Annotated in this window: 20 protein-coding genes; 7 read left to right on the top strand and 13 right to left on the bottom strand. The window is 59.5% G+C overall.

Annotated features, from left to right (window positions below):
- Nucleotides 1-96: 96 nt before the first annotated feature.
- Nucleotides 97-1,452 carry a C1 family peptidase gene (locus UM93_RS11205; RefSeq protein ID WP_045075621.1) on the top strand — a complete coding sequence of 452 codons (1,356 nt, stop codon included), beginning with the start codon at nucleotides 97-99 and terminating at the stop codon, nucleotides 1,450-1,452.
- 139 nt (nucleotides 1,453-1,591) lie between these two features.
- Here UM93_RS11205 and topA read toward each other — a convergent pair whose 3' ends face one another.
- The 5 genes from topA to UM93_RS17940 form a co-directional block, all read right to left on the bottom strand.
- Nucleotides 1,592-4,366 carry a type I DNA topoisomerase gene (topA, locus tag UM93_RS11210; RefSeq protein ID WP_045075623.1) on the bottom strand — a complete coding sequence of 925 codons (2,775 nt, stop codon included), beginning with the start codon at nucleotides 4,364-4,366 and terminating at the stop codon, nucleotides 1,592-1,594.
- A 101-nt stretch (nucleotides 4,367-4,467) separates the two neighbouring features.
- Nucleotides 4,468-5,136, bottom strand: a complete 669-nt coding sequence (locus tag UM93_RS11215) for a response regulator transcription factor (protein ID WP_234399294.1) — start codon at nucleotides 5,134-5,136, stop codon at nucleotides 4,468-4,470.
- A 37-nt stretch (nucleotides 5,137-5,173) separates the two neighbouring features.
- Nucleotides 5,174-6,514 (bottom strand): sensor histidine kinase, encoded by a 1,341-nt coding sequence (locus UM93_RS11220; protein WP_162183384.1) that lies wholly within the window; start codon nucleotides 6,512-6,514, stop codon nucleotides 5,174-5,176.
- 96 nt (nucleotides 6,515-6,610) lie between these two features.
- On the bottom strand, nucleotides 6,611-8,188 hold the full coding sequence (locus UM93_RS11225; RefSeq protein WP_045075627.1) for a DUF7059 domain-containing protein: 1,578 nt from the start codon (nucleotides 8,186-8,188) through the stop codon (nucleotides 6,611-6,613).
- Entirely contained in the window at nucleotides 8,185-8,337 is a 153-nt protein-coding gene (locus UM93_RS17940) for a hypothetical protein (protein ID WP_157874133.1), read from the bottom strand. Before UM93_RS17940 ends, UM93_RS11225 begins: the two co-directional genes overlap by 4 nt.
- A gap of 127 nt (nucleotides 8,338-8,464) precedes the next feature.
- Between UM93_RS17940 and srmL the strand changes: the two genes are divergently transcribed.
- Nucleotides 8,465-9,601 (top strand): PheS-related mystery ligase SrmL, encoded by a 1,137-nt coding sequence (gene srmL, locus UM93_RS11230; RefSeq protein WP_045075628.1) that lies wholly within the window; start codon nucleotides 8,465-8,467, stop codon nucleotides 9,599-9,601.
- A gap of 135 nt (nucleotides 9,602-9,736) precedes the next feature.
- Here srmL and trhO read toward each other — a convergent pair whose 3' ends face one another.
- A complete protein-coding gene (gene trhO / locus UM93_RS11235; protein ID WP_045075630.1) occupies nucleotides 9,737-10,648 on the bottom strand; it encodes an oxygen-dependent tRNA uridine(34) hydroxylase TrhO in 912 nt (303 codons plus the stop codon).
- Between the two features lie 62 nt (nucleotides 10,649-10,710).
- Here trhO and UM93_RS11240 point away from each other — a divergent pair, with 62 nt between their 5' ends.
- Nucleotides 10,711-13,044, top strand: a complete 2,334-nt coding sequence (locus UM93_RS11240; protein WP_045075631.1) for a DEAD/DEAH box helicase — start codon at nucleotides 10,711-10,713, stop codon at nucleotides 13,042-13,044.
- A 5-nt stretch (nucleotides 13,045-13,049) separates the two neighbouring features.
- Here the strand turns inward: UM93_RS11240 and UM93_RS11245 are convergent, their stop codons facing one another.
- The 7 genes from UM93_RS11245 to ssd all read right to left on the bottom strand — a co-directional run bounded on the left by UM93_RS11245 (nucleotide 13,050) and on the right by ssd (nucleotide 17,668).
- Nucleotides 13,050-13,451 carry an Rv3654c family TadE-like protein gene (locus UM93_RS11245; protein ID WP_045075633.1) on the bottom strand — a complete coding sequence of 134 codons (402 nt, stop codon included), beginning with the start codon at nucleotides 13,449-13,451 and terminating at the stop codon, nucleotides 13,050-13,052.
- Entirely contained in the window at nucleotides 13,448-13,834 is a 387-nt protein-coding gene (locus UM93_RS11250) for a TadE family type IV pilus minor pilin (RefSeq protein WP_045075634.1), read from the bottom strand. Before UM93_RS11250 ends, UM93_RS11245 begins: the two co-directional genes overlap by 4 nt.
- Nucleotides 13,815-14,090, bottom strand: coding sequence for a DUF4244 domain-containing protein (locus UM93_RS11255; protein ID WP_045075635.1), 276 nt, complete (start codon nucleotides 14,088-14,090; stop codon nucleotides 13,815-13,817). Before UM93_RS11255 ends, UM93_RS11250 begins: the two co-directional genes overlap by 20 nt.
- A gap of 63 nt (nucleotides 14,091-14,153) precedes the next feature.
- Nucleotides 14,154-14,630: a type II secretion system F family protein gene (locus UM93_RS17180; RefSeq protein ID WP_052663756.1), complete on the bottom strand. Its 477-nt coding sequence runs from the start codon at nucleotides 14,628-14,630 to the stop codon at nucleotides 14,154-14,156.
- Nucleotides 14,631-14,751: 121 nt separating this feature from the next.
- Nucleotides 14,752-15,432 carry a type II secretion system F family protein gene (locus UM93_RS17185; RefSeq protein ID WP_052663757.1) on the bottom strand — a complete coding sequence of 227 codons (681 nt, stop codon included), beginning with the start codon at nucleotides 15,430-15,432 and terminating at the stop codon, nucleotides 14,752-14,754.
- Nucleotides 15,429-16,595 (bottom strand): TadA family conjugal transfer-associated ATPase, encoded by a 1,167-nt coding sequence (locus UM93_RS11270; RefSeq protein ID WP_045075636.1) that lies wholly within the window; start codon nucleotides 16,593-16,595, stop codon nucleotides 15,429-15,431. Before UM93_RS11270 ends, UM93_RS17185 begins: the two co-directional genes overlap by 4 nt.
- Nucleotides 16,592-17,668, bottom strand: a complete 1,077-nt coding sequence (gene ssd, locus UM93_RS11275) for a septum site-determining protein Ssd (RefSeq protein ID WP_052663758.1) — start codon at nucleotides 17,666-17,668, stop codon at nucleotides 16,592-16,594. The genes UM93_RS11270 and ssd overlap by 4 nt, the downstream gene beginning before the upstream one ends.
- A 214-nt stretch (nucleotides 17,669-17,882) precedes the next feature.
- Here ssd and UM93_RS11280 point away from each other — a divergent pair, with 214 nt between their 5' ends.
- From UM93_RS11280 to UM93_RS11295, 4 genes are all read left to right on the top strand, one after another.
- Nucleotides 17,883-19,562, top strand: a complete 1,680-nt coding sequence (locus tag UM93_RS11280) for a bifunctional 3'-5' exonuclease/DNA polymerase (RefSeq protein ID WP_045075638.1) — start codon at nucleotides 17,883-17,885, stop codon at nucleotides 19,560-19,562.
- Between the two features lie 83 nt (nucleotides 19,563-19,645).
- Nucleotides 19,646-20,332: a TetR/AcrR family transcriptional regulator gene (locus UM93_RS11285; RefSeq protein ID WP_045075640.1), complete on the top strand. Its 687-nt coding sequence runs from the start codon at nucleotides 19,646-19,648 to the stop codon at nucleotides 20,330-20,332.
- A 53-nt stretch (nucleotides 20,333-20,385) separates the two neighbouring features.
- A complete protein-coding gene (locus UM93_RS11290) occupies nucleotides 20,386-21,285 on the top strand; it encodes an alpha/beta fold hydrolase (RefSeq protein WP_045075642.1) in 900 nt (299 codons plus the stop codon).
- Between the two features lie 56 nt (nucleotides 21,286-21,341).
- Complete coding sequence (locus tag UM93_RS11295) at nucleotides 21,342-22,046, top strand: hypothetical protein (RefSeq protein WP_157874135.1); 705 nt, start codon at nucleotides 21,342-21,344, stop codon at nucleotides 22,044-22,046.
- Nucleotides 22,047-22,062 lie beyond the last annotated feature (16 nt).

Here is a 22,062-nt window from a genome sequence, read left to right on the forward strand (position 1 = left end):
GACCTTTTCGTGACGGTTCATCAACACAGCAGATCCATTGTTGATCAGCGAGGACCGAGCATTGAAAGTCAAATGGTTCCGTACAAGACTGTAGAAATGAGTGAAACCCGGCGACTAGCCACAAAAACCATCACAAACAATCAAGTTTCCGAATTGCATCAGGCGTTCGCCGATGATTCAGCGGCCATTCTGGCAAAGAACGCGGTCACCCGAACGGCCCTCAATGAGCTGGCGGTGAACCACAGTGTCTTAGCTAGCAGTTCGCATTCGGTCTCTGATCGACTGGATGACTGGAAGGTCACTAACCAGAAGAAATCTGGTCGGTGCTGGCTTTTTGCCGCACTCAATCTGTTGCGAGCCGAGGCCCGGCAGATCCTCAATGTGAAGGATTTCGAGTTCTCGCAGAACTATCCGATGTACTTCGACAAGCTAGAAAGAGCCAATTACTTCTTGCAGTCGGTGATCGAAACTGCCGACCGGCCACTCGATGATCGTCTGGTGGTCTTCCTCAGCGAGTCGCTAATGGGCGACGGCGGGCAGTGGAACATGTCCAGCAGCATTTTCAAAAAATATGGTGCGGTGCCGCAAGAAGCCATGCCCGAGACCGAGTCCTCCTCCGATACTGCCCAGATGAATGCCCGGCTCAAGACCTTACTACGCAAAGCCGCACTTGAATTGCGCCAAGCTGTGGCAAGCGGTGCGAGTGAGACGGAATTGGACGCCGCCGTTCAAAACACCATCACCGAGGTGCACCGGGTACTGACTATTCACCTCGGCGCACCGCCCAGCAGCATCGACTGGCAATGGATCGACGACGATAAGAAGTTCAGCCGAGAAGGCGTACTCAGCCCGCAAGAATTTCTTGCCAAATACACCAAACTCAATCTCGATGATTATGTTTGCCTGGTTGACGATCCTCGCACCGAGCATCCCAAAGGGAAGACTCTCACCGTCGAGTACCTCGGCAATGTGATTGGCGGCGACGACACCGTCTACCTCAACGTGGATATTCAGCTGATGAAAGACCTCGCCAAAGATGCGCTGCAAAACGGCAGCCCGGTCTGGTTCGGCTGCGATGTGGGCCCGCAAATGCTGCGCAGCGACGGACTTTGGGATGCCGAGTTGTTTGATTACAGCGGCGTCTATGGGGTGGACCTCGCACTGAACAAGGAACAGCGGGTCAATATCGGAGAGTCTGCGATGACCCACGCCATGCTGTTCACCGGGGTCGATGTGCTGGACGGCCAGACCCGGCGCTGGCGAGTGGAGAACTCCTGGGGTGAGGAGAACGCCGATAAGGGTTTCTACACCATGAACGACTCTTGGTTTGATGAGTACATGTTTGAAATCGCCGTCGATAAGAACAAGCTGAGCCCCGAGTTGCAAGCTGCCTTGGCGGAGCAACCGCTGGTACTGCCCGCCTGGGACCCAATGGGCGCCCTGGCCCGCTAAGCGGCGCACGCTTTTCGGCGTCGGAGGGCCTTCAGCCCGCATCGAGTGTCGAGATACGGTGCCTATTCTCGGGTTTTAAGCACCATATCTCGACACTCGGCGGGGTAAAACGTGGCAGCGGCGTGCCCTGCTGAGCAGGCTAGCGCTTCGCCGCTGTCTTCCGCTTAGTGCTCGTCTTGGCCCGAGAACTGGTCCGTTTCACCGGGCCGCGAGCGCGCTTATCCGCCAGCAATTCGATCGCCCGTTCGCGAGTCAACTCTTCAATTGACGTTCCGCGAGGCACCGTGATGTTCGTTTCACCATCGGTGATGTATGGCCCGAACCGGCCTTCTTTGACGACGATCTTCTTGCCCGAGGTCGGATCCTCACCGAATTCTGCTAGCGGCGGCACCGCAGCGCGGGTGCCGCGCTGCTTCGGCTGCGAGTAGATCTCCAGTGCCTGCTCCAGGGTGATAGTGAAAATCTCTTCCTCAGAGCCGATCGAACGAGAGTCAGTCCCCTTTTTCAGATAAGGGCCGAAGCGGCCGTTCTGCACGGTGATTTCGACGCCTTCGGCGTCGGCACCAAGCACCCGCGGCAGCGACATCAATTGCAGCGCTTCCTCAAGGGTGACCGTCTCAACGCTCATTGAGGCAAATAGGGAGCCGGTGCGGGGCTTCGCTTTGACCGGTTTCTTCGGCGGCTTCGGCTTGCCGTTCTTGTAGTACTCCACCGGCGCATTCGCGAGTTCTTCCGCGCTCGGTTCGGGAATCAGCTCGGTGACGTAGGCACCGTAGCGGCCGTTCTTCGCCACCACGGTATGCCCGCTCTCCGGGTCAACACCGAGCACGCGCTCTTCCGGCGCTGCGGTGTTGATCAGCTCAATAGCCTTCTCAGCGGTCAACTCGTCAGGTGCCAGGTCTTCCGGCACATTGGCTCGCTCCGGTTCGGTACCTTCTGGCGCGTCGGCCGGCACCGGTTTCTCCAAGTAGGGTCCGAACTTTCCTACCCGCAAGGTGATGCCATCAGCAATCGGCACAGAGTTAATTTCGCGGGCATCGATCTCGCCGAGGTTGTCAACAATCGGCAACAGACCTGAACCGTCATCGGCGCCGAAGTAGAACAGCTTCAACCAATGCGAACCGGTTTCTTCGCCGCGCGAGATCCGGTCCAGGTCCTCTTCCATTTCAGCGGTGAAATCGTAATCGACGTAGTTCTCGAAGTGCTGCTCAAGCAACCGGACCACTGAAAAAGCCACCCAGCTAGGTACCAGGGCCGAACCCCGCTGGCTGACATAGCCGCGGTCCATAATGGTGGAAATTGTTGCTGCATAGGTCGAAGGGCGGCCAATGCCACGTTCTTCCAGAGTCTTCACCAGGGAAGCTTCGGTGTATCGCGGTGGTGGCGAGGTCTCGTGTCCCTGCGGTTCCAGGCTCTCGGTCTGCAGCGCATCGGCGACCGCCAGGTTCGGCAGTCTGCCGCCGTCGGCCGCGTTTGCTTCGTCGCTCTGCCGCGCCTCGTCCTTGCCTTCCTCGTAAGCGGCTAGGAAGCCTTGGAAGGTGATCACCGTGCCAGAAGCCGCGAATTCTGCGTCCCGGCCCTCCGCACTCTTTGCGCCGAGACGCACCGAGGCGGTGGAGCCTTTGGCATCAGCCATCTGAGAAGCCACCGTGCGCTTCCAGATCAGTTCGTACAGCTTGAACTCATCGGAACTCAATGAGCGAGCGACCTGCGCTGGCACCCGGAAAGAGTCACCCGCGGGACGAATCGCTTCGTGCGCTTCCTGGGCATTTTTCGACTTGTTCGAGTAGATCCGCGGGGCATTCGGCACGAACGAGGGATCGTAGAGTTCAGCGGCTTGACGCCGAGCCGCACTGATTGCCTGATCACTGAGCGCCACCGAGTCAGTACGCATATAGGTGATGTAGCCGTTTTCATAAAGGCTTTGCGCAACCCGCATGGTCACCCGTGCCGAGAATCGAAGCTTCCTGGCAGCCTCCTGCTGCAGCGTCGAGGTGGTGAAGGGCGCTGCTGGGCGGCGAGTGTAGGGCTTGTGTTCTACTGAGCGAACGGCGAACTCGGCCTGCTCTAAGCCATCGGCGAGGGCAGTTGCACTCGCCTGATCTAAGTGCGCAACCTTGCTCGCGGTCAGCGCGCCGGAATCGTTAAAATCTCGGCCGGTGGCAACCCGGGCACCGTCAACAGCAACTAGCTTGGCCTTGAAAGCCTGGGCTGACTCCGTGGTGGAGAACTCACCGAGCACGTCCCAGTAGGACGCTGAACGGAACGCCATCCGCTCTCTTTCCCGCTCCACCACCAACCGGGTCGCCACCGATTGCACCCGACCGGCGGAGAGACCACGGGAAACCTTCCGCCAGAGCACTGGAGAAATCTCGTAGCCGTAAAGCCGGTCCAGCACGCGCCGGGTTTCCTGGGCATCGACCATCGGCATATCAACATCGCGCAGTTCGTTCATGGCGCGCTGGATTGCCTCTTTGGTGATTTCCGGGAAGGTCAAGCGGTAAACCGGGACCTTCGGTTTGAGCACCTCGAGGAGATGCCAGGCAATCGCCTCACCTTCGCGGTCACCGTCAGTTGCCAGATAGAGTTCGTCGGCACCCTTGAGTGCGGCTTTGAGTTCGGCGACCCTTTTTTTCTTATCGGAGGGCACCACATAGTACGGTTCGAAATCGTTGTCGAGATCGACTGCGAACTTGCCCACCGAAGTCTTCTTCAGTTCAGCGGGTAGGTCAGAAGGCTGCGGTAAGTCGCGGATGTGGCCGTAGGAGGCTTCGACTTCGAAGCCCGCGCCAAGATAACCGGCAATAGTTTTTCCCTTTGCCGGAGACTCTACAATGACCAGTTTCTTGCCGGTCTTTCCCTTGTTCTCATGCTGAGAAGAGGTCTTCGTTGCCTTCGATGCCTTGCTGGGCACGGTTCTCCTACCTGCGTATTTCCCTCATTGCGATACTGCCCCCAGATCTAGTTCACCATACATTAGATGATGCACGACGCCAGTCAATACCTGCCAAAACCTTATTGTCGCAACCAACTTAGTACCGCGAGCACACGACGATGATCCACCGAGGACGGCGGCAACTCAAGTTTGCTGAAGATCGAGGAGATATGCTTCTCCACCGCCCCCGCTGAAACTACCAGATGTTTGCTGATCGCCGCGTTGCTCCGACCCTCAGCGATCAGCCCCATCACCTCGCGCTCTCGCTCGGTCAGCGACTCAACCGAGTTCCGAGCTGAGCTGTTTGAGCTGGTATTGAAGAGCGCCGACACTACCTCTGGGTCCAGCACGGTACCGCCGTCATGAATACGTTCCACCGCATCCACCAACTCGTCCAGATCTGAGACTCGGTCCTTCAGCAAATAGCCGATCCCGCCTTCCCCCGAAGCAGTGGCCAAAAGATCCTTAGCGTAACTGAGCTCTACGTACTGGGAAAGCACCAAAATCCCAATGGCTGGCCAGCGACGCCGAATCGCCAACGCGGCGGCTAAGCCCTCGTCGCTATGTCCGGGCGGCATCCGTACATCGGTCAGCACCATATCGGGTTGGTATTCCTCGGCTGCTGACAACAAGGCCGGTGCATCGGCCACGGCGGCCAGTACCTCAAAGCCACCTTCAACCAGCAGCCGAATCAGGCCCTCACGGAGCAGCATTGAGTCCTCGGCCAGCACCACCCGGATTGTCTTCACGCCCTAAGATTACCTGGCTTGAAGACCCTGAAAGTCCCTAACTCAGAGGGAGCACACTGCTCAACGAGGTGCCACCGCTGCCCGACTCAACCGAAAGCACGGCACCAAGCGCCTCAACTCGCTCGGCCAGGCCGGCCAAACCATGGCCCTTGCCCACGTGGGCACCTCCTTGGCCGTCGTCGGTCACCGAAACCCGCAATGTATCTTCGGCGAGGGTGAGTTCCACGGTGGCCCGCCGGGCGTTGGCGTGCTTAGCCACATTGGTAAGCGCCTCCGCGACCATAAAATAGGCGGTATTTTCGGTTTTCTCGGGCAGCCTGCGGCCTTCAAGCCCCTCGGCCTGCACCGAGACCGGGATCGGCGTTCTCGCTGCAGAGGCTTCTACCGCCGCGAGCAGGCCTCGGTCAAGCAGAATCGGCGGAGCTATGCCGCGAGAGATGGCGCGCAACTCGTTGAGCGTGTCCTGGGTTTGCTGCAAAGCTTCGGCAACGAGCTCGGTGGCACCAGCCTCGCCACGCTCCATCCGACGCTGCGCCGATTTGAGATCCATCGAAACCCGCACCAAGCGCTGCTGTGGCCCGTCATGGATGTCTCGCTCAATCCGACGTAGATTTCCGGCTTCGGCCGCCACTGCCGAATCGCGGGAAGCCTCCAGCTGCGCGGCGCGCGCCTTCCAGACCGCTGATTGGTTGCAGAGCAGGCCTTTGGCCAGCACTCGAAGCAATAGAGCTAGTCCCTTCAACATCACCGGCAGGGTGAGCACAAAGAGCACCCCTATCGCGGCGTCCAACCAGCCCTGGTAAGGCTTGGCAACGCCGACGAAATCCCAAACATCGTGTGATTCTTCCGGCAAATAGCCCTTCCAGAAGAAGGCGGTGAGCAGTCCGGGGCCGGTCACCAACCAGGTCAGCGCGAGGCAGAACACGGCGACCCGAACGGGGAAAGCCACCACGGCGTGAATCACTTCGCGCCAGCGTAACGAATCACCGAGCGGGGTGAGGAAGCCACGAATACCGCCGCGGTTCCGACTGCGGTACACGTGTGGTGGCAACGGCCCGCGTGCCCACCCGCTCAGCCGTCGCTCGGCGCTAGCGAAAAAAGAAGCGGTAAAGACGCAGGCAATCAAAATGAAAATGCCGAGATAAATGATTACCGTGCTGAGCCCGGCACTGAAAAGGGCGACGGCCGCTGCGAAAGCTGGAATTCCGACGAAAAAGGAGGCCAAGCAGTACCCCAAATCCCGGCCGAGCTGGCCGAAGAAACCTCGGGGACGTGCGATCGTTCCGCTACTTTGCTCGACGGACCTCGACATGGTCTCTTCTTCTCCGCTCTCCGCACTGCTCTCGGGGTATCTGGTCAGGATGTTCGTTGCACTCATGGAATTTAGTTTTCCAGTCCAGCGGGATGAAAACATTGGTGCTTTCACCCATCTTTTTCCGGCTTTCCTGACCAGGCATAGTGGGGTTTTCCCTACTTAGCTGGGCTGGTCCGGAATCAGGAAACCGTCGAGAATCAGCTGCCTAATTTCCTCCCGAAGCTCCAGCCCTCGCCCCAGCAGCGCCTCCAGCGCAGCGATAATCTGTCCGACGCTCAGCGTCCCGTCACAGGCCGAGACGAAGCCTGCTAGCTCGGTGCTGAGCAGAGTCGTTCGGCGCAGTCCGGCACCTTGACGGAGCAAGATCACTCCGGGGTGCTCGGCTCCTGGGCGCTGGTGGCGCTCCTCGGTGACATCCTCAGCCACCAACAGCTTGGCTGCGTCGAGATCCTCCGCGGTGCTGGCGGAGAGCCAGTCATGGCGTTCGATGCTGGCTGCTAATGCTGGCCCAATTGGCTGTTCAATCGGATGGTCGATTCCTTCCATTCGGCGCAACCTTGAGGAGCTTCCCGCGCTGACTGACCGTCGCAGCCAGAGCATGCCGAAGCCAATGCTGGCGATTTGACGAGCTTCGAAGTCGAGTAAGTACTCGCGGTAGACGCTGGCATAGCCCTCCGGTTCGCGGCCCTGCGAGGCATCCTGCAACCAGGTCTCCGCATACTGCTCCGGGCTGAGCTGCTCGCGTTGAATCAGCCAGTAGTCCAAATCATCTGCGAACCAAGGTTCGAGCCTTTGCTGCCAAGAAGCGGCCGAGCGGGGGATCTCCCAGTTTCCCAGCAATTGCGCGCTGCCAGCCTCGGCAAGCACCCGGGGTAACCCTTGAATCAAAGAGGAAACCAGCTCATCACCAGGCAATCCGCCGTCGCGGTAGGTGAACTGCTCGCTGGCGGCCTCGTCCGGGTGTCGTGGAGTGATCACAAAGGGCGGGTTCGAGACCACCAGGTCGAATTCTTCTCCGGCCACCGGTTGTAGCAGGCTGCCCAGTCTGAGTTCGACTCGCGCATTGAGGTTTTCGGCGTCAAGACCCAGGGCAGCCGCATTCAGCAGCAGGTTGAATCGGGTAAAGCCAAGCGCTCGTTCGGAAATATCGGTCGCCGTGACGTGCTCCGCATGACGTAATAGGTGCAAAGTTTGAATCCCGCAGCCACAGCCGAGGTCCAGCGCACGACGCATCGGCTTGCGGATTGTCGCCTGCGCCAAGCTCAAAGAAGCCCCACCGATCCCCAGTACGTGGTCCCGACGCAATACTCCGGGGCTTTGGTGCGCGGCAAGATCGCTGCAAACCCAGAGCCGCACTTCACCCTGTTCATCCTGAAAGGCATAGGGGCGCAGATCAGCCAACACCCGGCATTCCGTGCCCGCTGTCTCGGCGAGCTCCACTGTCTCAGCTAAGCCGAGAGAGCCCAGCCCGACCACGCCCAGCCTCGGCAAGGCCGCCTCGAGCTTTTCTATTGACACCGGTCGTGCCAGCAAGAAGAACCTGATCAAGGTGGCGAGCGCAGACTCAGATCGTTCAGTGCTCAATAGCGCAGCACCGAACTGTTCCCGGTTGAGCGCCGCATAACCGCTTTCGCCCAGCAGCTCGGCAACTCCGTCAATCGTGTAGTTGGCCGCCTCAAAGTCAGCTAGCAATGCGGGCAAGAGCAGCGGATCTGCTCGGGGGACGTCGAAAGTCATGCTCCTAGGCTAGTTAACTTTTGCTCGGGATAGGCAGCATCGGGCAGACCGTGGTGCTGTTTTTCGCCCGCCTTTCCCGCTTTCCCGGAGCCGGTGAGCAGGGCCACTCCAGCATCACCGCTCGCAAAGGGTAGTAAACTGGTTGGCATGCAGACAGCGCAGCGATTTAGCAGCCCTCGGCCGATTGGCCGCCGGGGCTGCTCAGCGATGCGCTAACTCGCCCCGGAGGTTCGGTCGAGGGAGTTTCCCCACTTCTACTCACCGAAAGAACCTTCAATGCCTAATTATCTGTCTTTAGCCGAACTCAATGAAGCGTTGAGCGTGCCCGATCTCAGCGATCCCTCCGATGGCAAGCACGCAATGCAGCTGCTTCTCGACGAAGTCATTACCGCCCTCAGCAGCAACTGGCAGCTTGCTAGTGTGACTCATCGCTTCAATCCCTTGGTGGCAACCCGGGACAACTATGACCGGCTCGGTTACAGCCCAGGCGCGGTCACGCGGGACTCACGTTATTCGCGGCATGTCTCACCTACCGTGATGCTCCGCAGCCACACCTCCGCGGGCATCCCGGCACTCTTAGACACGCTCCGCGAGACCGAGGAACGCTACGATATGCTGCACGTCTTGCCCGGGCTGGTCTATCGCCGGGACGCGGTGGATCGGCACCACGTTGGCACCCCGCATCAACTCGATATCTGGCGAATAAAATCCCGTGGCATGCTCGGCCTGCCAGAGCTCCACGAAATGATGCAGGCAGTGGCGCAAGCGGTATTGCCCGGCTGCGAATGGCGGGCTACCCCGACCCAACACCCCTACACCTCGCACGGACATCAGCTCGACGTGCTGGTCACCGGCGCCAACGGTTCAAGCGAATGGCTGGAACTGGGTGAATGTGGCTTAATCGGTAGCCATATTCTGCGTGCCGCCGGCCTGGAGCCGCGTCGTTGGTGCGGCTTGGCGATGGGAATGGGACTGGACCGCGCTCTGATGCTACGGAAGCAGATCAATGACATCCGGTTACTGCGCGGCACCGATCCTCGGGTGCAGTCTCAGCTCCAGGATCTCTCACCGTGGCGGCCGGTGTCATTGATGCCGCCGATGCATCGGGACCTGTCATTGGTCTGTGACTCCTCGGTGGATGAGGAAACGCTGGGCGATGTGGCTAGAACCGCTCTGGGCAGTCGAGCAGACGAACTCTCAGCGCTGGAAATTCTGGCCAACACCCCGGCGGATCAATTGCCGGCGGTGGCCCGTGCTCGGCTGGGCATCGTCGAGGGACAGTCAAATGTGCTACTTAGGCTGACTCTTCAGGCGTTGGATCGAACTCTCACCATGAGCGAGGCGAACTCGCTGCGTGACACGGTGTACCTAGCGTTACACGAGGGGCCAGTGCTGGAATTGATCGCTGGCTAGTCACCCGGGTTCGCTGGCTACAGTCCACTCCAGGGCCGCCGTCCTCGCCATGCTTCACCGAGGCGAGAGTTGTGGTGCAGTATTCGCTACGAGTGCTGCACCACAAGGTGCGGGGCCCCGCCGTGGAACGAGTACCTAGCGGGAAGCGGGAACTCGCTCAGATCCTTCCGCCGCTTGCGGCTCGCACCCTTCCGGGCAGCGCACGTTCTCAGCGTCCTTAGCGCAATCGGCACAGTAAAGGCTGAGTGTCCGGCAACTCAGATTGCTGCAATTATAAAAATCGCTAGTGGCTGAGCTGCAGCGAACACAACTGCCAATGGTCTTAGCTTCCGGGCTGAATTCCATCCGCATCCGCTGATCGAAAACGTACAGCGAACCTTCCCATAGACCCTGATCTCGAAACTTTTCGCCGTAACGAACGATACCGCCGTCGAGCTGGTAGACCTCTGAGAATCCTCGGTTCAGCATTAAGCTGGAAAGCACCTCACAACGCACGCCGCCGGTGCAGTAGGTGACGATTGGCTTGTCTTTGAGCGAATCGTATTTACCGGAATCGAGCTCCTTGATGAAGTCACGAGTGGTCGAGACATCCGGCACTACAGCGTTTTTGAATTTGCCGATTGCCGCTTCGAAAGCATTTCGGCCGTCGAAGAAGACTACTTCTTTTTCCGCCACCAGCTCATGCAGTTCCTCGGGTTGCAGGTGCTTGCCACCGCCCACCACACCGTTTTCGTCGACCTCAAGCTCTCCGGGCGCGCCAAAACTGACGATCTCGGCTCTTGTTTTGACGCTCAGCCGTGGAAAGTCGTCGGCTGAGCCGTCGGACCATTTCACGTCGACCTGCTTGAAGTATTCCTTGGTGGCTTTGACATATTGTTTGAGCGCGCCGAGTTCGCCGCCAAGGGTGACGTTAATGCCATCTTTGGAGATCAAGATGCGTCCTCTGAGTCCGTGCTGTTCGCACAGCGAACGCTGCCAGAGCCGCACCGCTTCGGGGTCTGCCACCGGAGCGAAAGCGTAAAAGAGCACGATTCGTTGTATTGCCACCTTTCAAGAATACCGGGGTTACGGTAATAGAGGTTGTTCGCTGCAAATGACAGAATGACACGGTGAACCCGGATACGCCTCTGCTCTCAATACTGGGCCGTGGCCCGGAGCCAGAACAATTGCGGCATGTCCGGCAAGTAGCTGCCCGGCAGGCTATTACAGCTCCTTGGCCTCATTGGCTCGCTGAGGACATCGTTGAAGCCTATGCTTCGCTGGGGGTGCAACAACCCTGGCTACATCAGGTTACAGCTGCTGACTTAGCGCACCATGGCCAGCACGTGATCATCGCTACCGGCACCGCCTCCGGAAAATCACTCGCCTATCAACTTCCCGCGCTCAATGCGATTCACACCGCCCAACTCCGCCAAGCCGCCTCACCCGGCCGGATCCTGCCCGACAGCGAGGATGCCGCGGTGTTATATCTCTCGCCCACCAAGGCACTTGCTGCGGATCAATTGGCTTCGCTCCGAGCACTCGGCCTGAGCACGCTTCGCGCCGAAACCTACGACGGAGACACCGATCTGGCTGCCCGACGCTGGATCCGTGATCATGCCAACTTTGTGCTCTGCAACCCGGATATGCTGCACTTCGGTATTTTGCCGAACCACGAATGGTGGTCCCGCTTTTTCAGGAAACTCAAGTACGTCATCATCGATGAGGCCCACGGCTATCGAGGGGTTTTCGGTTCCCACGTCGCTGAAGTGTTACGCCGCCTCCGAAGGATCTGCGCGCATCACGGTTCAGCCCCGGTGTTCATTGCTGCTTCGGCAACAGCAGCGGAGCCGGAACGATCTTTCGGCAGGTTGCTTGGCGAAGCGGTGACAGCTGTTTCGCAAGATTCCTCGCCGCACGGTGCTACTACTATTGCGCTGTGGGAGCCTGCTCTGAGCGACATTGTCGGTGAGAACAATGCCCCCGAGCGGCGAACCAGCATTGCTGAAACCTCCGATCTGCTGGCTAATTTGGTTTCCGCCCACATTCGGACCATTGCTTTCATTCGTTCTAGACGCGGCGCTGAGGCAATATCTGGAAATACCAAAAGGTTGCTGGAGGAGGTCGATGCGAGCCTGCCACATCGTATTGCGGCCTATCGCAGCGGCTATCTGCCAGAGGAGCGTCGAGAGCTGGAGTCCTCGCTTCGCTCCGGCAAACTGCTGGGCGTAGCTAGCACCTCAGCGCTTGAGCTGGGCATTGATATCTCAGGCCTCGACGCGGTGCTGGTGGCCGGCTGGCCGGGTACCAGAGCTTCCCTCTTCCAACAGTTTGGTCGGGCCGGTCGAGCCGGCCAATCCGCCTTAGCGGTCTTTGTCGCCAGTGATGATCCGCTGGACACTTATCTGGTCAATCACCCCGAGGCCATCTTCGACGTTCCGGTCGAGGCCAGTGTGTTCGACCCCGATAATCAGGTGGTGCTCGGCCCGCACCTCTGTGCTGCTGCCGCTGAGCTCCCTCTTGGCCCCGCCGATCTCGAGCTATTCGGCCCGAACAGCGAACAGACTCTCGATCAGCTAGTCGCCGACGGATATTTGCGACGGCGGCCCGCGGGCTGGTTCTGGACTCATTCAGAAAACCCTTCGGCGATGATTAACCTTCGTTCACAGGGTGGCGGTCCACTGAATATTGTCGAAGCGGATACTGGCACGGTGTTGGGCACCATTGGCTCTGAACAATCCCACTATCAGGCCCATGTTGGGGCGGTCTATCTCCACCAAGGTTCAACCTATCTCGTCGAAGAGTTGAATGAAGCGGAACATTATTTAGTGGTCCGACGAGCGTGGCCGGACTACTACACCACCGCCCGTGATCTGACCCAAATCGAGGTACTGCGCGATCTACGCCAAAAAAGCTGGGGACCGGTGACCCTTCATTTCGGCGAGGTGCAGGTGAAAACTCAGGTGGTCTCCTTTCAACGTAAATCCCTAGTTTCAAACGAGGTCCTCGGTGAGGAGCCATTGAGTTTGGAGCCAAGAGATCTCAACACCAAAGCTTTCTGGTTCACCGTGGATGCTTCCCATCTAGTCGCTCAAGGCTTGGCTCAGTCGCGCTTCCCCGGGAGCTTGCATGCCGCCGAGCACGCCGCCATCGGTTTGCTACCGCTGGTGGCTTCTAGCGATCGTTGGGATGTCGGCGGAGTATCAACCGCCTTGCATGCCGATACCGGTGCCCCCACAGTCTTTGTTTACGACGGACATCCTGGTGGGGCTGGCTTCTCCGAACGCGGTTATGAAACGGCGAAAACCTGGTTGCAAGCGACCCACGATGCCATCCTGGCCTGCGAATGTGAATATGGTTGCCCTTCCTGTGTGCAGTCACCGAAATGCGGCAATAAGAATAATCCGCTCGACAAGGCGGGCGCGATCGAGCTCCTTAAGATCCTGCTGCGCGACGCTGCTTAGCCGGGCTAAGCCGGTTGGCTCGGCGGTCCAGCTCGGGCCTGCACGGTGACTTGTTGGTAGAAAACGGAGAGCGGTGCGGAAAACTGCACCGAAGCGCTCACTCTTACCGTGTCGAACATCGGCCCCTGCACCTCGCAGAAGTTCAACACCGCTCCGTGGCGACTTGCAACCGAATCGGCCACCTGGCACGGCTCCCCAGGGCTGAGCCCCCGAGCGGCGTCCGCGGCAGCCAATGCTGCCAAATCGGCTGCACTGGCCGCCCGCTGGTAACCGGAAACAGCCTGCGACAATAAGGACAACGCACAAATTAAGACCATCGCAGCGATGCCCAGCCCGATCGCAAGCACCGTCCCGGAGCCACGTTGCGTAATGGCAAGCAGCGCAGCTGAGCCGGTGCGAGACTTCATCGGGCGCTACTAATACTTGGCTGTTCCGGCGGAGAGAACTGCTCAAGCTGCGCACTAGCCTGAGCATTCAACCGCCAGGCCAGCACGCTAGCAAAGGGGCCTCTTGCGGTTGCCGACACCGTAACGGTGACAAAGCCCTCCGTGCTGGAGACTGTCACGCTGGCGTCCTGCCCGATAATGGTCCTGGCCGCCTGCACCGTGCCAGCGGTGGTTTCTCCGCGGGCGGCTTGGCGTGCCCCAGCCCGAGCAGCATCGTCAAGTCTCAGCTGAGTCAAACCCAGCTGAGCGGTGAACACAATAATCGCGAAAAGCATGGTGATCACCGGCAGTAGGACCGCGAGTTCTGCCGTCACCGAGCCCCGCTCAACCGAGGTTGAGCGCATTGCGAATAATCGTTAGCAGGAACCCTCGCACCTCGTCGCTGCGAAGTATCACCACCAGCAGCCCCGCGAAACCAACTGCGGCCAGCGTCGCAATGGCATACTCAGCGGTGGCCATGCCTAGTTCGCTTCGACGCAGTCGCACCGCCTCGTCCCAAGGCCGAGTTGACGATGAGCTAGCTGCACCGGGAAAGATCTCGTGTACATTTTCCTGCACTTTCGCTTGGGCCCCCGAAACGGCCGCGGATCTAATGCTCATGGTTGGTTTCCTTTCAATGGTGTTGGTCGATTACTTGTTCGGTAGCTCTCAACGCGTCATGTATTAGCCGCGCCCCGGTAACAGCGCAAGTACCAGTGGAACCACGCCGAGGCAAAAGAATGCAGGCAGAGCCGTCAGTCCCATTGGCAGCACTAGGCGTACCCCGAGTGCCGCAGCCTGACGCTGTAGCTCTCTCTGCGCCTGCCGCCTCCTGCTCGCGGCCTCCTGGCGTAATAACAGCGACGAAGACGTTCCACTGAGCGCCACAAAACTCAAAGAATCCGCCAAGTCGTGAAGCGCGGTATCACTGTTTGCCTGAGCTTTTACTTGGCTTTTTACTTGGGCTTTTACTTGATCTTCTTTCTGCCACCAGGCCTGCCATGCTTGCTGCCAACTGCTGCCGGTACGTAATGCCGATGCCACCGCAGCCAAGCCTTTCCCAAAGGCCCCCTCACTGACAGAGGCTAGGTACATCAGTCCGGTCTGCAGGGCGTTGCCAGCGTCGAGCATGCTCGCCAAAAGATCCAAGCTGACCGCCACTTCGGCAGAAGATACCGGTCTTTTCGGTTTCCTCGACGGCTTTCGACTGCTTGTCAGGGGCCGGTCTAAAGGCCAGAAAAGCAGCGTTGCGGCAAGACAGCAGAGAGAAAAGACCATCGTCCTAAGCCACCTGACTCGCTCGTCGAATCAGTCCGGATACCCACACCCGACAGCTCAGGCTCAAAATGATGCCGGCACAGAGCGCAGAAGTCCCCCACGGGGGAGACAGCAACGCGGCAAGCGGATCCACCCCCATCAAGTAACCGCAGCCGAACCCCAATAACGGAAGCCAGGCCAGCAATTTCGCTGTCGCCTTTGGACCGGCGAGTGCGGTGACACGGAGGCTCGCAATATCTATCTGCTGTTCTAAGTGTCCGGCTAGATTCTCAAGCAAACCCGCCAGCGGGGTTCCACTCCGCTCTGAAACTCTGAGGCATCTAGCAAGCTCGGTCGCCCCTTGCAGTGCCAAAGGTTCAGCCTGAGCTGGCCAATTCTTTGGCTCCAGTGCGGCGGCCGGTGAGATCCCCAATGCGGCGAGCGCCGCTGCCTTGTGTAAGAGTCGCTTGAGCGCCTCCGATTTAACACCCAGCGCTGCCTGGTGCCACACTTCGAAGTCGGTTCGGCCAGCGCGGAGCAAAAGCGCCAATTTACGGAACACCTCCAATAGTTCGATACCGCTCACCGCCGTCGGCCGCAGTTGTCGCTGGGAAACGGCCGAGCAGCGAGCATGTCTGTTTGCCCGGATCCGTTGAGCCCCCGACAAGAGCACGCAGGCGGTAGCAGAAAGCAAAAAGATGGTCATTGGCGTAGTTTCTTCCGCAGCTGCGGCCAAGCGGTTCCATGCCGAAGCTCGCCCGGCGAATACTCTGCCGCCAATTCCACTCCTAGTACCCCCGATGCCAACGTGAACATGCCAATTTCACTGAGTCTGCGCCCTTCTGGGGCGTTCTCTAGATGCAGCACCACATCAATGGCACTGGCTGCTTGCACCGCGACAGCCTGCGGACTGAGGCCAGCGAGTGAACCCAGGGATTGGAGTCGGGCAGGCACGTCCCTAGCGCTATTGGCATGCACAGTACCTCCGCCAATGTGCCCGGTGTTGAGCGCAGTCAGCAGCTCGCGTACTTCAGCGCCACGGCACTCCCCCACAATGAGCCGATCTGGGTTCATCCGCAGCGCCTCATGGATAAGTTGGCTCATCACAACTCCCCCACTACCCTCAATATTTGGCGCTCGACTCTGCAACTGAAGTATCTGTGGATGTTCTGCGTTCAGTTCCGCGGTGTCCTCGACGAGCACGATTCTTTGATTTCTCGGACAGAGCCCCAGCAGTGTACTCAGCAAGGTGGTCTTTCCCGAACCGGTCGCTCCGCTAATCAGTACGTTCAGTCCTTGCATGACCAGATTTTTCACCAGATCAGCGCTTTGCGGGCAGAGCATCCCGCAAGAAATCAGCTCAGCCAGTTGAAAGGCTCGAAGCCTGGCGATTCTAATCGAAATCAAGGTTCCGCGAGCTGAGATCGGTGGCATTACCGCGTGCACCCGAATTCCCCCGGGCAACTGGACATCGGCATAGGGCACAACATCGTCGAGCCTTTTTCCGGCAGCAGCCGCTAAACGCTTCGCCAATGCCAGCACCTGAGCTTCATCAACGAAGTGCAGGTCGGTTTTCGTCAGACCTGAGCTATCGCGCAGCCAAACCTCCTGCGGTGAATTGACGAAAATGTCAGTCACCTCTCTGCGGTTGAGAAATGACTGTAGCGGTCCCAGGCCAGTCAGCTCAGCTTTTATCCGGTCTGCGGCAATCAGCGATCCGGTAGCCCCTAATAGATGGCCGGTGGATCTGAGCGCTGCGGCAACCCTAGCCGTGGTCACTGGCTCAAGGTCGAGAGTGAGCTCGGTTCTCACGTCGTCCAGAAGCTGCTCATCCTGGCTCAGCGTTTGGACAGTTTCGCGGTGCTTCATCGTTCCCGCCCGTCCATCACGGCAAGCAGCGCAGAACTCAGCCGCCTGAGCGTTCGGTGGCCTGCATAGCTCGGCAGAGTTCCCTGCTCGGCGGCGGAGCGGACGCCGGGTATGCTGGCGACTCTGCCCAGCAGGGGTGCCTCAAGATAGTTGGCAATTAGTTCGGCATCTAGCCCCTCGGGCATACCACCTCGCAACACCAGATAAGGACGCTCGGTCGGCAGGGCATCAAGCAGCCGACGCGTGGCCGCCATGGCGAGCAGATTGGCCGGCAATACACACAGCAGCAGGTCAGCCCGCAAGACAAAGTTCTCCTGCGTCTCTCGGCTCCGCCCCGGATCTGTCAGCACAATATCGAAACCACGACGAGCCGCGTCGATAACAGCCGCCGCGGATCGTTGCAGCACCCTGATACCTGCTTCACCTCCGGGCTGTGCCGAGTTACCAAAACCAAGCACCGGTGATGATGCTAGCTCAGGGAGTGCCTCCGCGAACTCGCTAGGATTCAAACTTCCCGAGCTCGCCGCTAGGCCCTGCCAGTTCAGTCCATCCGGCGGGTTCGGAGCCAAGCTCGATTCGACTCCCGCACCCCACGGATCGGCATCAACGAGCAAGGAGGAGCGACCGAGCCGGTTTAATTGCAGAGCTAATAATGCGCTCAGCGTGGTTGCCCCCGCGCCCCCGCAACCGCCCAGTATCGTTACCATTCGGCCGCGTGAGCGCTCGGCATGCAGACCGCTGAGAAACTCAACCAACCAGGTAGCGGCTTTGGGCATTGGAGCCACCCGGTCAATGCCTAGGCTGGCGGCGGCTAGCCACAACTCGGCCTCTTCATCGTCCCGTCCGACTAAAAGGGTCGGGGTGTCATCATGCCGCCAAGACCGTTGAGGCAAGGACTGCAGGTCGACTACCAGCGCGGAAATTGTGGCCGCGTTGAGCGATCCCACAACGAAGTCCGCTCCGGCTGCGGCTAACGCCGCCTCAACCTGAGCACGCAGCTCTGCGGTCGCGATTAGCAGTTGCACCGGGGCTGGTGGTTTGCGCGGACTTATCGCTGCGGTTGTTGCTGGCATGGGTCCAGCTTGTTCGCACGGTAAGCGTATTGGAAGAACCGGATCGCTAGTTGTGGGGTAACTACCGAAATCTGGTTCTTGTGGAGGATGAGACGGCTCATCGAATCGCAAAATCATCGCTGACAGAACTTCCCGGACAGAAGTTGTCCGGGTTACCGAATTGTCGGCTCCGCCAATTCGTCGAAGCTCACTCAGAAGGCGGCACAATTGAAGGATGTATATGTTGCTGGCTGAGGCCGAAGGTGCCGAAGTCGCATTGCTGCCGCTGGATGCGGCGGGCCTCCCGCAATCCAGCGCCCGCCTGGTGCGCCCGGAGCAGCTAGCCGAGATCGTCCGTGAGGTCGAAGCACGGCGGAGACCTCGCTGGGTATGGGAACGCGCCCAGCACTGGTACCCCGCTCTGCTGGCAGCGGGAGTCAGTCTTGAACGCTGCCACGACCTGGCGCTCTGCCGGCCTATCCTAGCTGGCTCAGAATTCACGCTGAAGACCAGTTACCCGCGGGAATATGCGCCGACCGAGGAACCTCTTGAACCGCCGGTCAGGATTGCCGTCGACCCTGCGCAAGGAAGCCTTTTCACCGAATTCGATCGGCCTGTCACACGCCGCGGCCAAACTGTCGAGGAACTCAGCGCGGAGCTCCAACTGCAGTTGAAAACGGTCAGCGATTCCCAGTTCCCGGCACGCCTGCAACTACTCCTGGCAGCCGAATCAGCTGGCGCCCTAGTCGCCGCCGAGATGCAGTATGCCGGCGTGCCCTGGCGCGTTGATCTGCATGAAAAGCTATTGGAGGAAACTCTCGGCCCCAGGCCAACGAACAACAACATCGTGCCGCAGAGACCGGCAAAAATGGAAGCGCTGGTGCGAGAGATTTCCGAAAAACTCGGCAGCGCGGGCTTCAACCCCGACTCACCCCAGGAGCTAATCCGTGCCCTGCACCGCGCCGGGATCGAGGTGAAAACCACCCGCAGCTGGGAGCTGGAAAAATCTAAGCACCCGGCCATCGCACCGCTACTGGCCTATAAAAAACTCTCCCGGTTATTCAGCGCCAATGGTTGGGCCTGGCTTGATCAGTGGGTGCTTGATGGCCGGTTTAGACCCGAGTACGTGGTGGGTGGCGTGGTCTCTGGCCGATGGGCCTCAAGGGGCGGTGGCGCCCTGCAAATCCCCAAACAAGTTCGTGGTGCGGTGCATGCCGATCCGGGTTACAAACTCATTGTGGCGGACGCCGCGCAGCTAGAGCCACGGGTACTCACCGCTTTGGCGCAAGATCGCAAAATGGCTGAAGCCGCCCAAGACCACGACCTTTACACCGGTATTGCTGCCCAAGGGTTCGGCGGCGATCGCAGCAAGGCAAAAATCGCCCTGCTCGGCGCAATGTATGGCGCAACCACCGGCGAATCTGGACGGCTGATGCCACAACTGAGCCGAACCTACCCCCGGGCGGTTGGCTTGGTCGAGGCAGCGGCACGGTCCGGCGAACGAGGTGAGATTGTCACCACCAGGCTAGGCCGAAGCTGCCCGGCACCCTCCGAGAGATGGCTGAAGGCGCAACGCACCACCACCGAGCAAGAGCAACGCTGGGCCGATAACCTGGCACGTTCCCGGGGCCGCTTCACCCGTAACTTCGTGGTCCAAGGCTCCGCTGCTGAATGGGCGTCTTGCTGGCTCGCCGAGCTCCGCCGCAGATTGCGAGCGCGGCCAGAGCTGGCCGCCGAAATGGTATTTTTCCTACACGACGAGGTGATGGTGCACTGCCCGGAAACCTCAGTCACCGACGTGAGCTTGCTGGTTGAAGAGGCAGCTAGCGCCGCCAAGGAACTGCTGTTTGGTAACGCTCCCATCAACTTCCCGGTCAGCCTTGCCGTCGTTGACCACTACGACCAGGCCAAATAAAGGTCACTGGCTAAAGGCTTCTTCCAACGGACTACTTTGAAACCCGTTGGACACTCAGAGTCGATTTAGATACGATACGATACGTGCCGTATCTAAATAAAGATCAGACAGCTTCCGCCAACCTGGCAGGTAGGCCTCGGGATCAGGCCCGGGAGGCAGAAATCTTGCGTGTCACCCTAGAGGTGTTGGCCGAGCACGGTTACGACAAGTTGAGTTTTGAAGAGGTGGCTCGGCGCGCCAAGGCTTCGAAGGCAACTCTGTACCGCCGTTGGGCTGGTAAGCGTGAGATGGTGGTGGCAGCGATAAAGGCGGGACCGGCCTCCAGCCATCACGGTGCCGCAGCTATCGACACCGGCACCCTGCGCGGAGACCTTTTAGCCTTGACCGAACGGCTCAACGCCACGCTGCAGGCTAGCGACGGTTCGATGAGTTTGATGTTATTACAGGCCGGCCTTGAGGACGCCGAGCTGTGCGAATACCTCGAAACCGCAACTGGCCCGACCGGCGCGAGGCTACCCGACTCGATCCTGCAGGCAGCCATCCAGCGGGGCGAACTTCCAGCCCACGCCTCCCCCTTTAGCTATGAAGAAGTAGCCGGTGCGGCATTGCTATTACGCAAACTCAACGGGCTAAGGACCGATCGCGCCTACCTTGAACAACTCATCGACGCGGTGCTGATCCCCGCGCTCCAGACGAAGCATGAGCTACCACCACACGCCGCGCCGGGCATCTTTTCCGGCGCGCCCAAAACAGCCCAGGCAACCCATTAACGTTCATCCTCGGCTGCCTCAGCACTCGATCCGACAACACCTAAGAGGACCCCATGACCAACACTTCCATTGCCGGCTTTCACTATCAAAAAATCGCTGGCCACGACGGCGTGCGACTCAATGCCGCAGTCGGTGGTAGCGGTAGCGCCGTGGTCTTACTGCACGGCTTCCCGCAAACCCACCTGATGTGGCGCGAGGTAGCCCAGGGCCTCGCCGAGAACCACACGGTGATCGTGCCTGATTTACGCGGCTACGGAGAAAGCGATAAGCCGCAGACAACCAGTCCCGAGACTTATTCCAAACGCAGTATGGCGAGCGACGTCGTCGGGCTAGCCAAAGAGCTGGGTCACCACTGCTTCGGGCTGGTGGGGCACGACCGGGGCGCCCTGGTGGCGATGCGCGCCGGCCTCGACCACCCGGAAAACATCAGCCACCTCGGCATCCTCGATGTGCTCCCCACGATGGATATGTGGGATGTTTTGCGCGGCGTCAATGCCGCTGTTGCCTGGCATCTGTACCTGATGGCGCAACCGGCTGGGCTGCCCGAGAAAATGATTCAAGCCACCGCAGAGGAATTCTTCGGCAGCTTCCTGGATGCTTGGGATCCGGCCGGAACGACCTTCCCGTCCGACATCCGACGACACTACCTCGATAGTTCGATCGCTGCGGTGCCATCCATTGTTGCCGATTATCGGGCCTCGGCGGGAATCGATCTTGAACAGGACCGGGCCGACCGGGCTGCCGGTAAGCAGCTTCAGATGCCGGTCGGGGTGATCTCCCAAGATTGGGGTTCCCAGCTCGGCTTCGACGCCTCCGCACTCTGGTCAGCCTGGGCACCGGACCTCAGCTACCAAGCAATTCAGGCCGGTCATTTCATGGCCGAGGAGAAGCCTCAGGCGGTCACCGAATTCATTCGAGAACTGCTCGAACGCCCCGCCCCGGCGGATGCATAGCTTCTGGAAGGGGCAATAGCGTCGCTCAAGCAATCGCTCAAGCAATAGGATCGTTGTTGAGCAGCTGCACACATTTGGGGGATCCGCTGAACGAATACAACACCCGGCCATATTTGAGAGACCGGCCCCCACCGGCACTTTCGGCTCCCTGGGTATTTCTCGTCGTCGTGCTCGCCGTCCCCTTGGGCCTGGGCGTCTGGATCGGCCTGACGCTCCTCTCCGATTATTGGAACTGGGCGACCTCCGCCGGACAAATATTCGCCTGGGAAATGGCGTTCTTCCTCGCGGTCCTCATCTGGCCGCTCTCGGTTAGGTCCATTAGCCGCCAGTTTTGGCATCAAAAGCACCGCTTCGCCGCCGTCACGCTCGGCAACCGCAACGAATCAACACCCCGAATCAGGCTGACGATTGGGCAGCGCCTCGTCCGGCTGGTGGTGTTGCTACTGGGCGGCGTGCTTTTGCTATTGCTCGTCGGCCCCCAGGAAATCACAGTGGGCATGCTGCAGGGTCTGAAGTTCGTCAGTTTCGGTTCAGCCTCACTCTGGAGCGCCCTCAAGATCGCCGGTTACTTAGTGATGGCGATCTTATTGGTTCCGGTGCTGTTGATCTCTGATCGAATGCTCCGCAAGCTACCGGCGGGCAACCCTCGGCGTCATCAGCTTGAGATTCGACTCAATTGGTACACCGCAGCAACCGCAGGCTGGGTGGTTTCGCTACTTCTTGGTTTCATCTTTTCCTGGCTGATTCTGAGCACTCTGTAAGGGCTAAACCGCGGGA

Origin of the sequence: Psychromicrobium lacuslunae (assembly GCF_000950575.1) — a bacterium.
GTDB classification, from domain to species: Bacteria; Actinomycetota; Actinomycetes; order Actinomycetales; family Micrococcaceae; genus Renibacterium; species Renibacterium lacuslunae.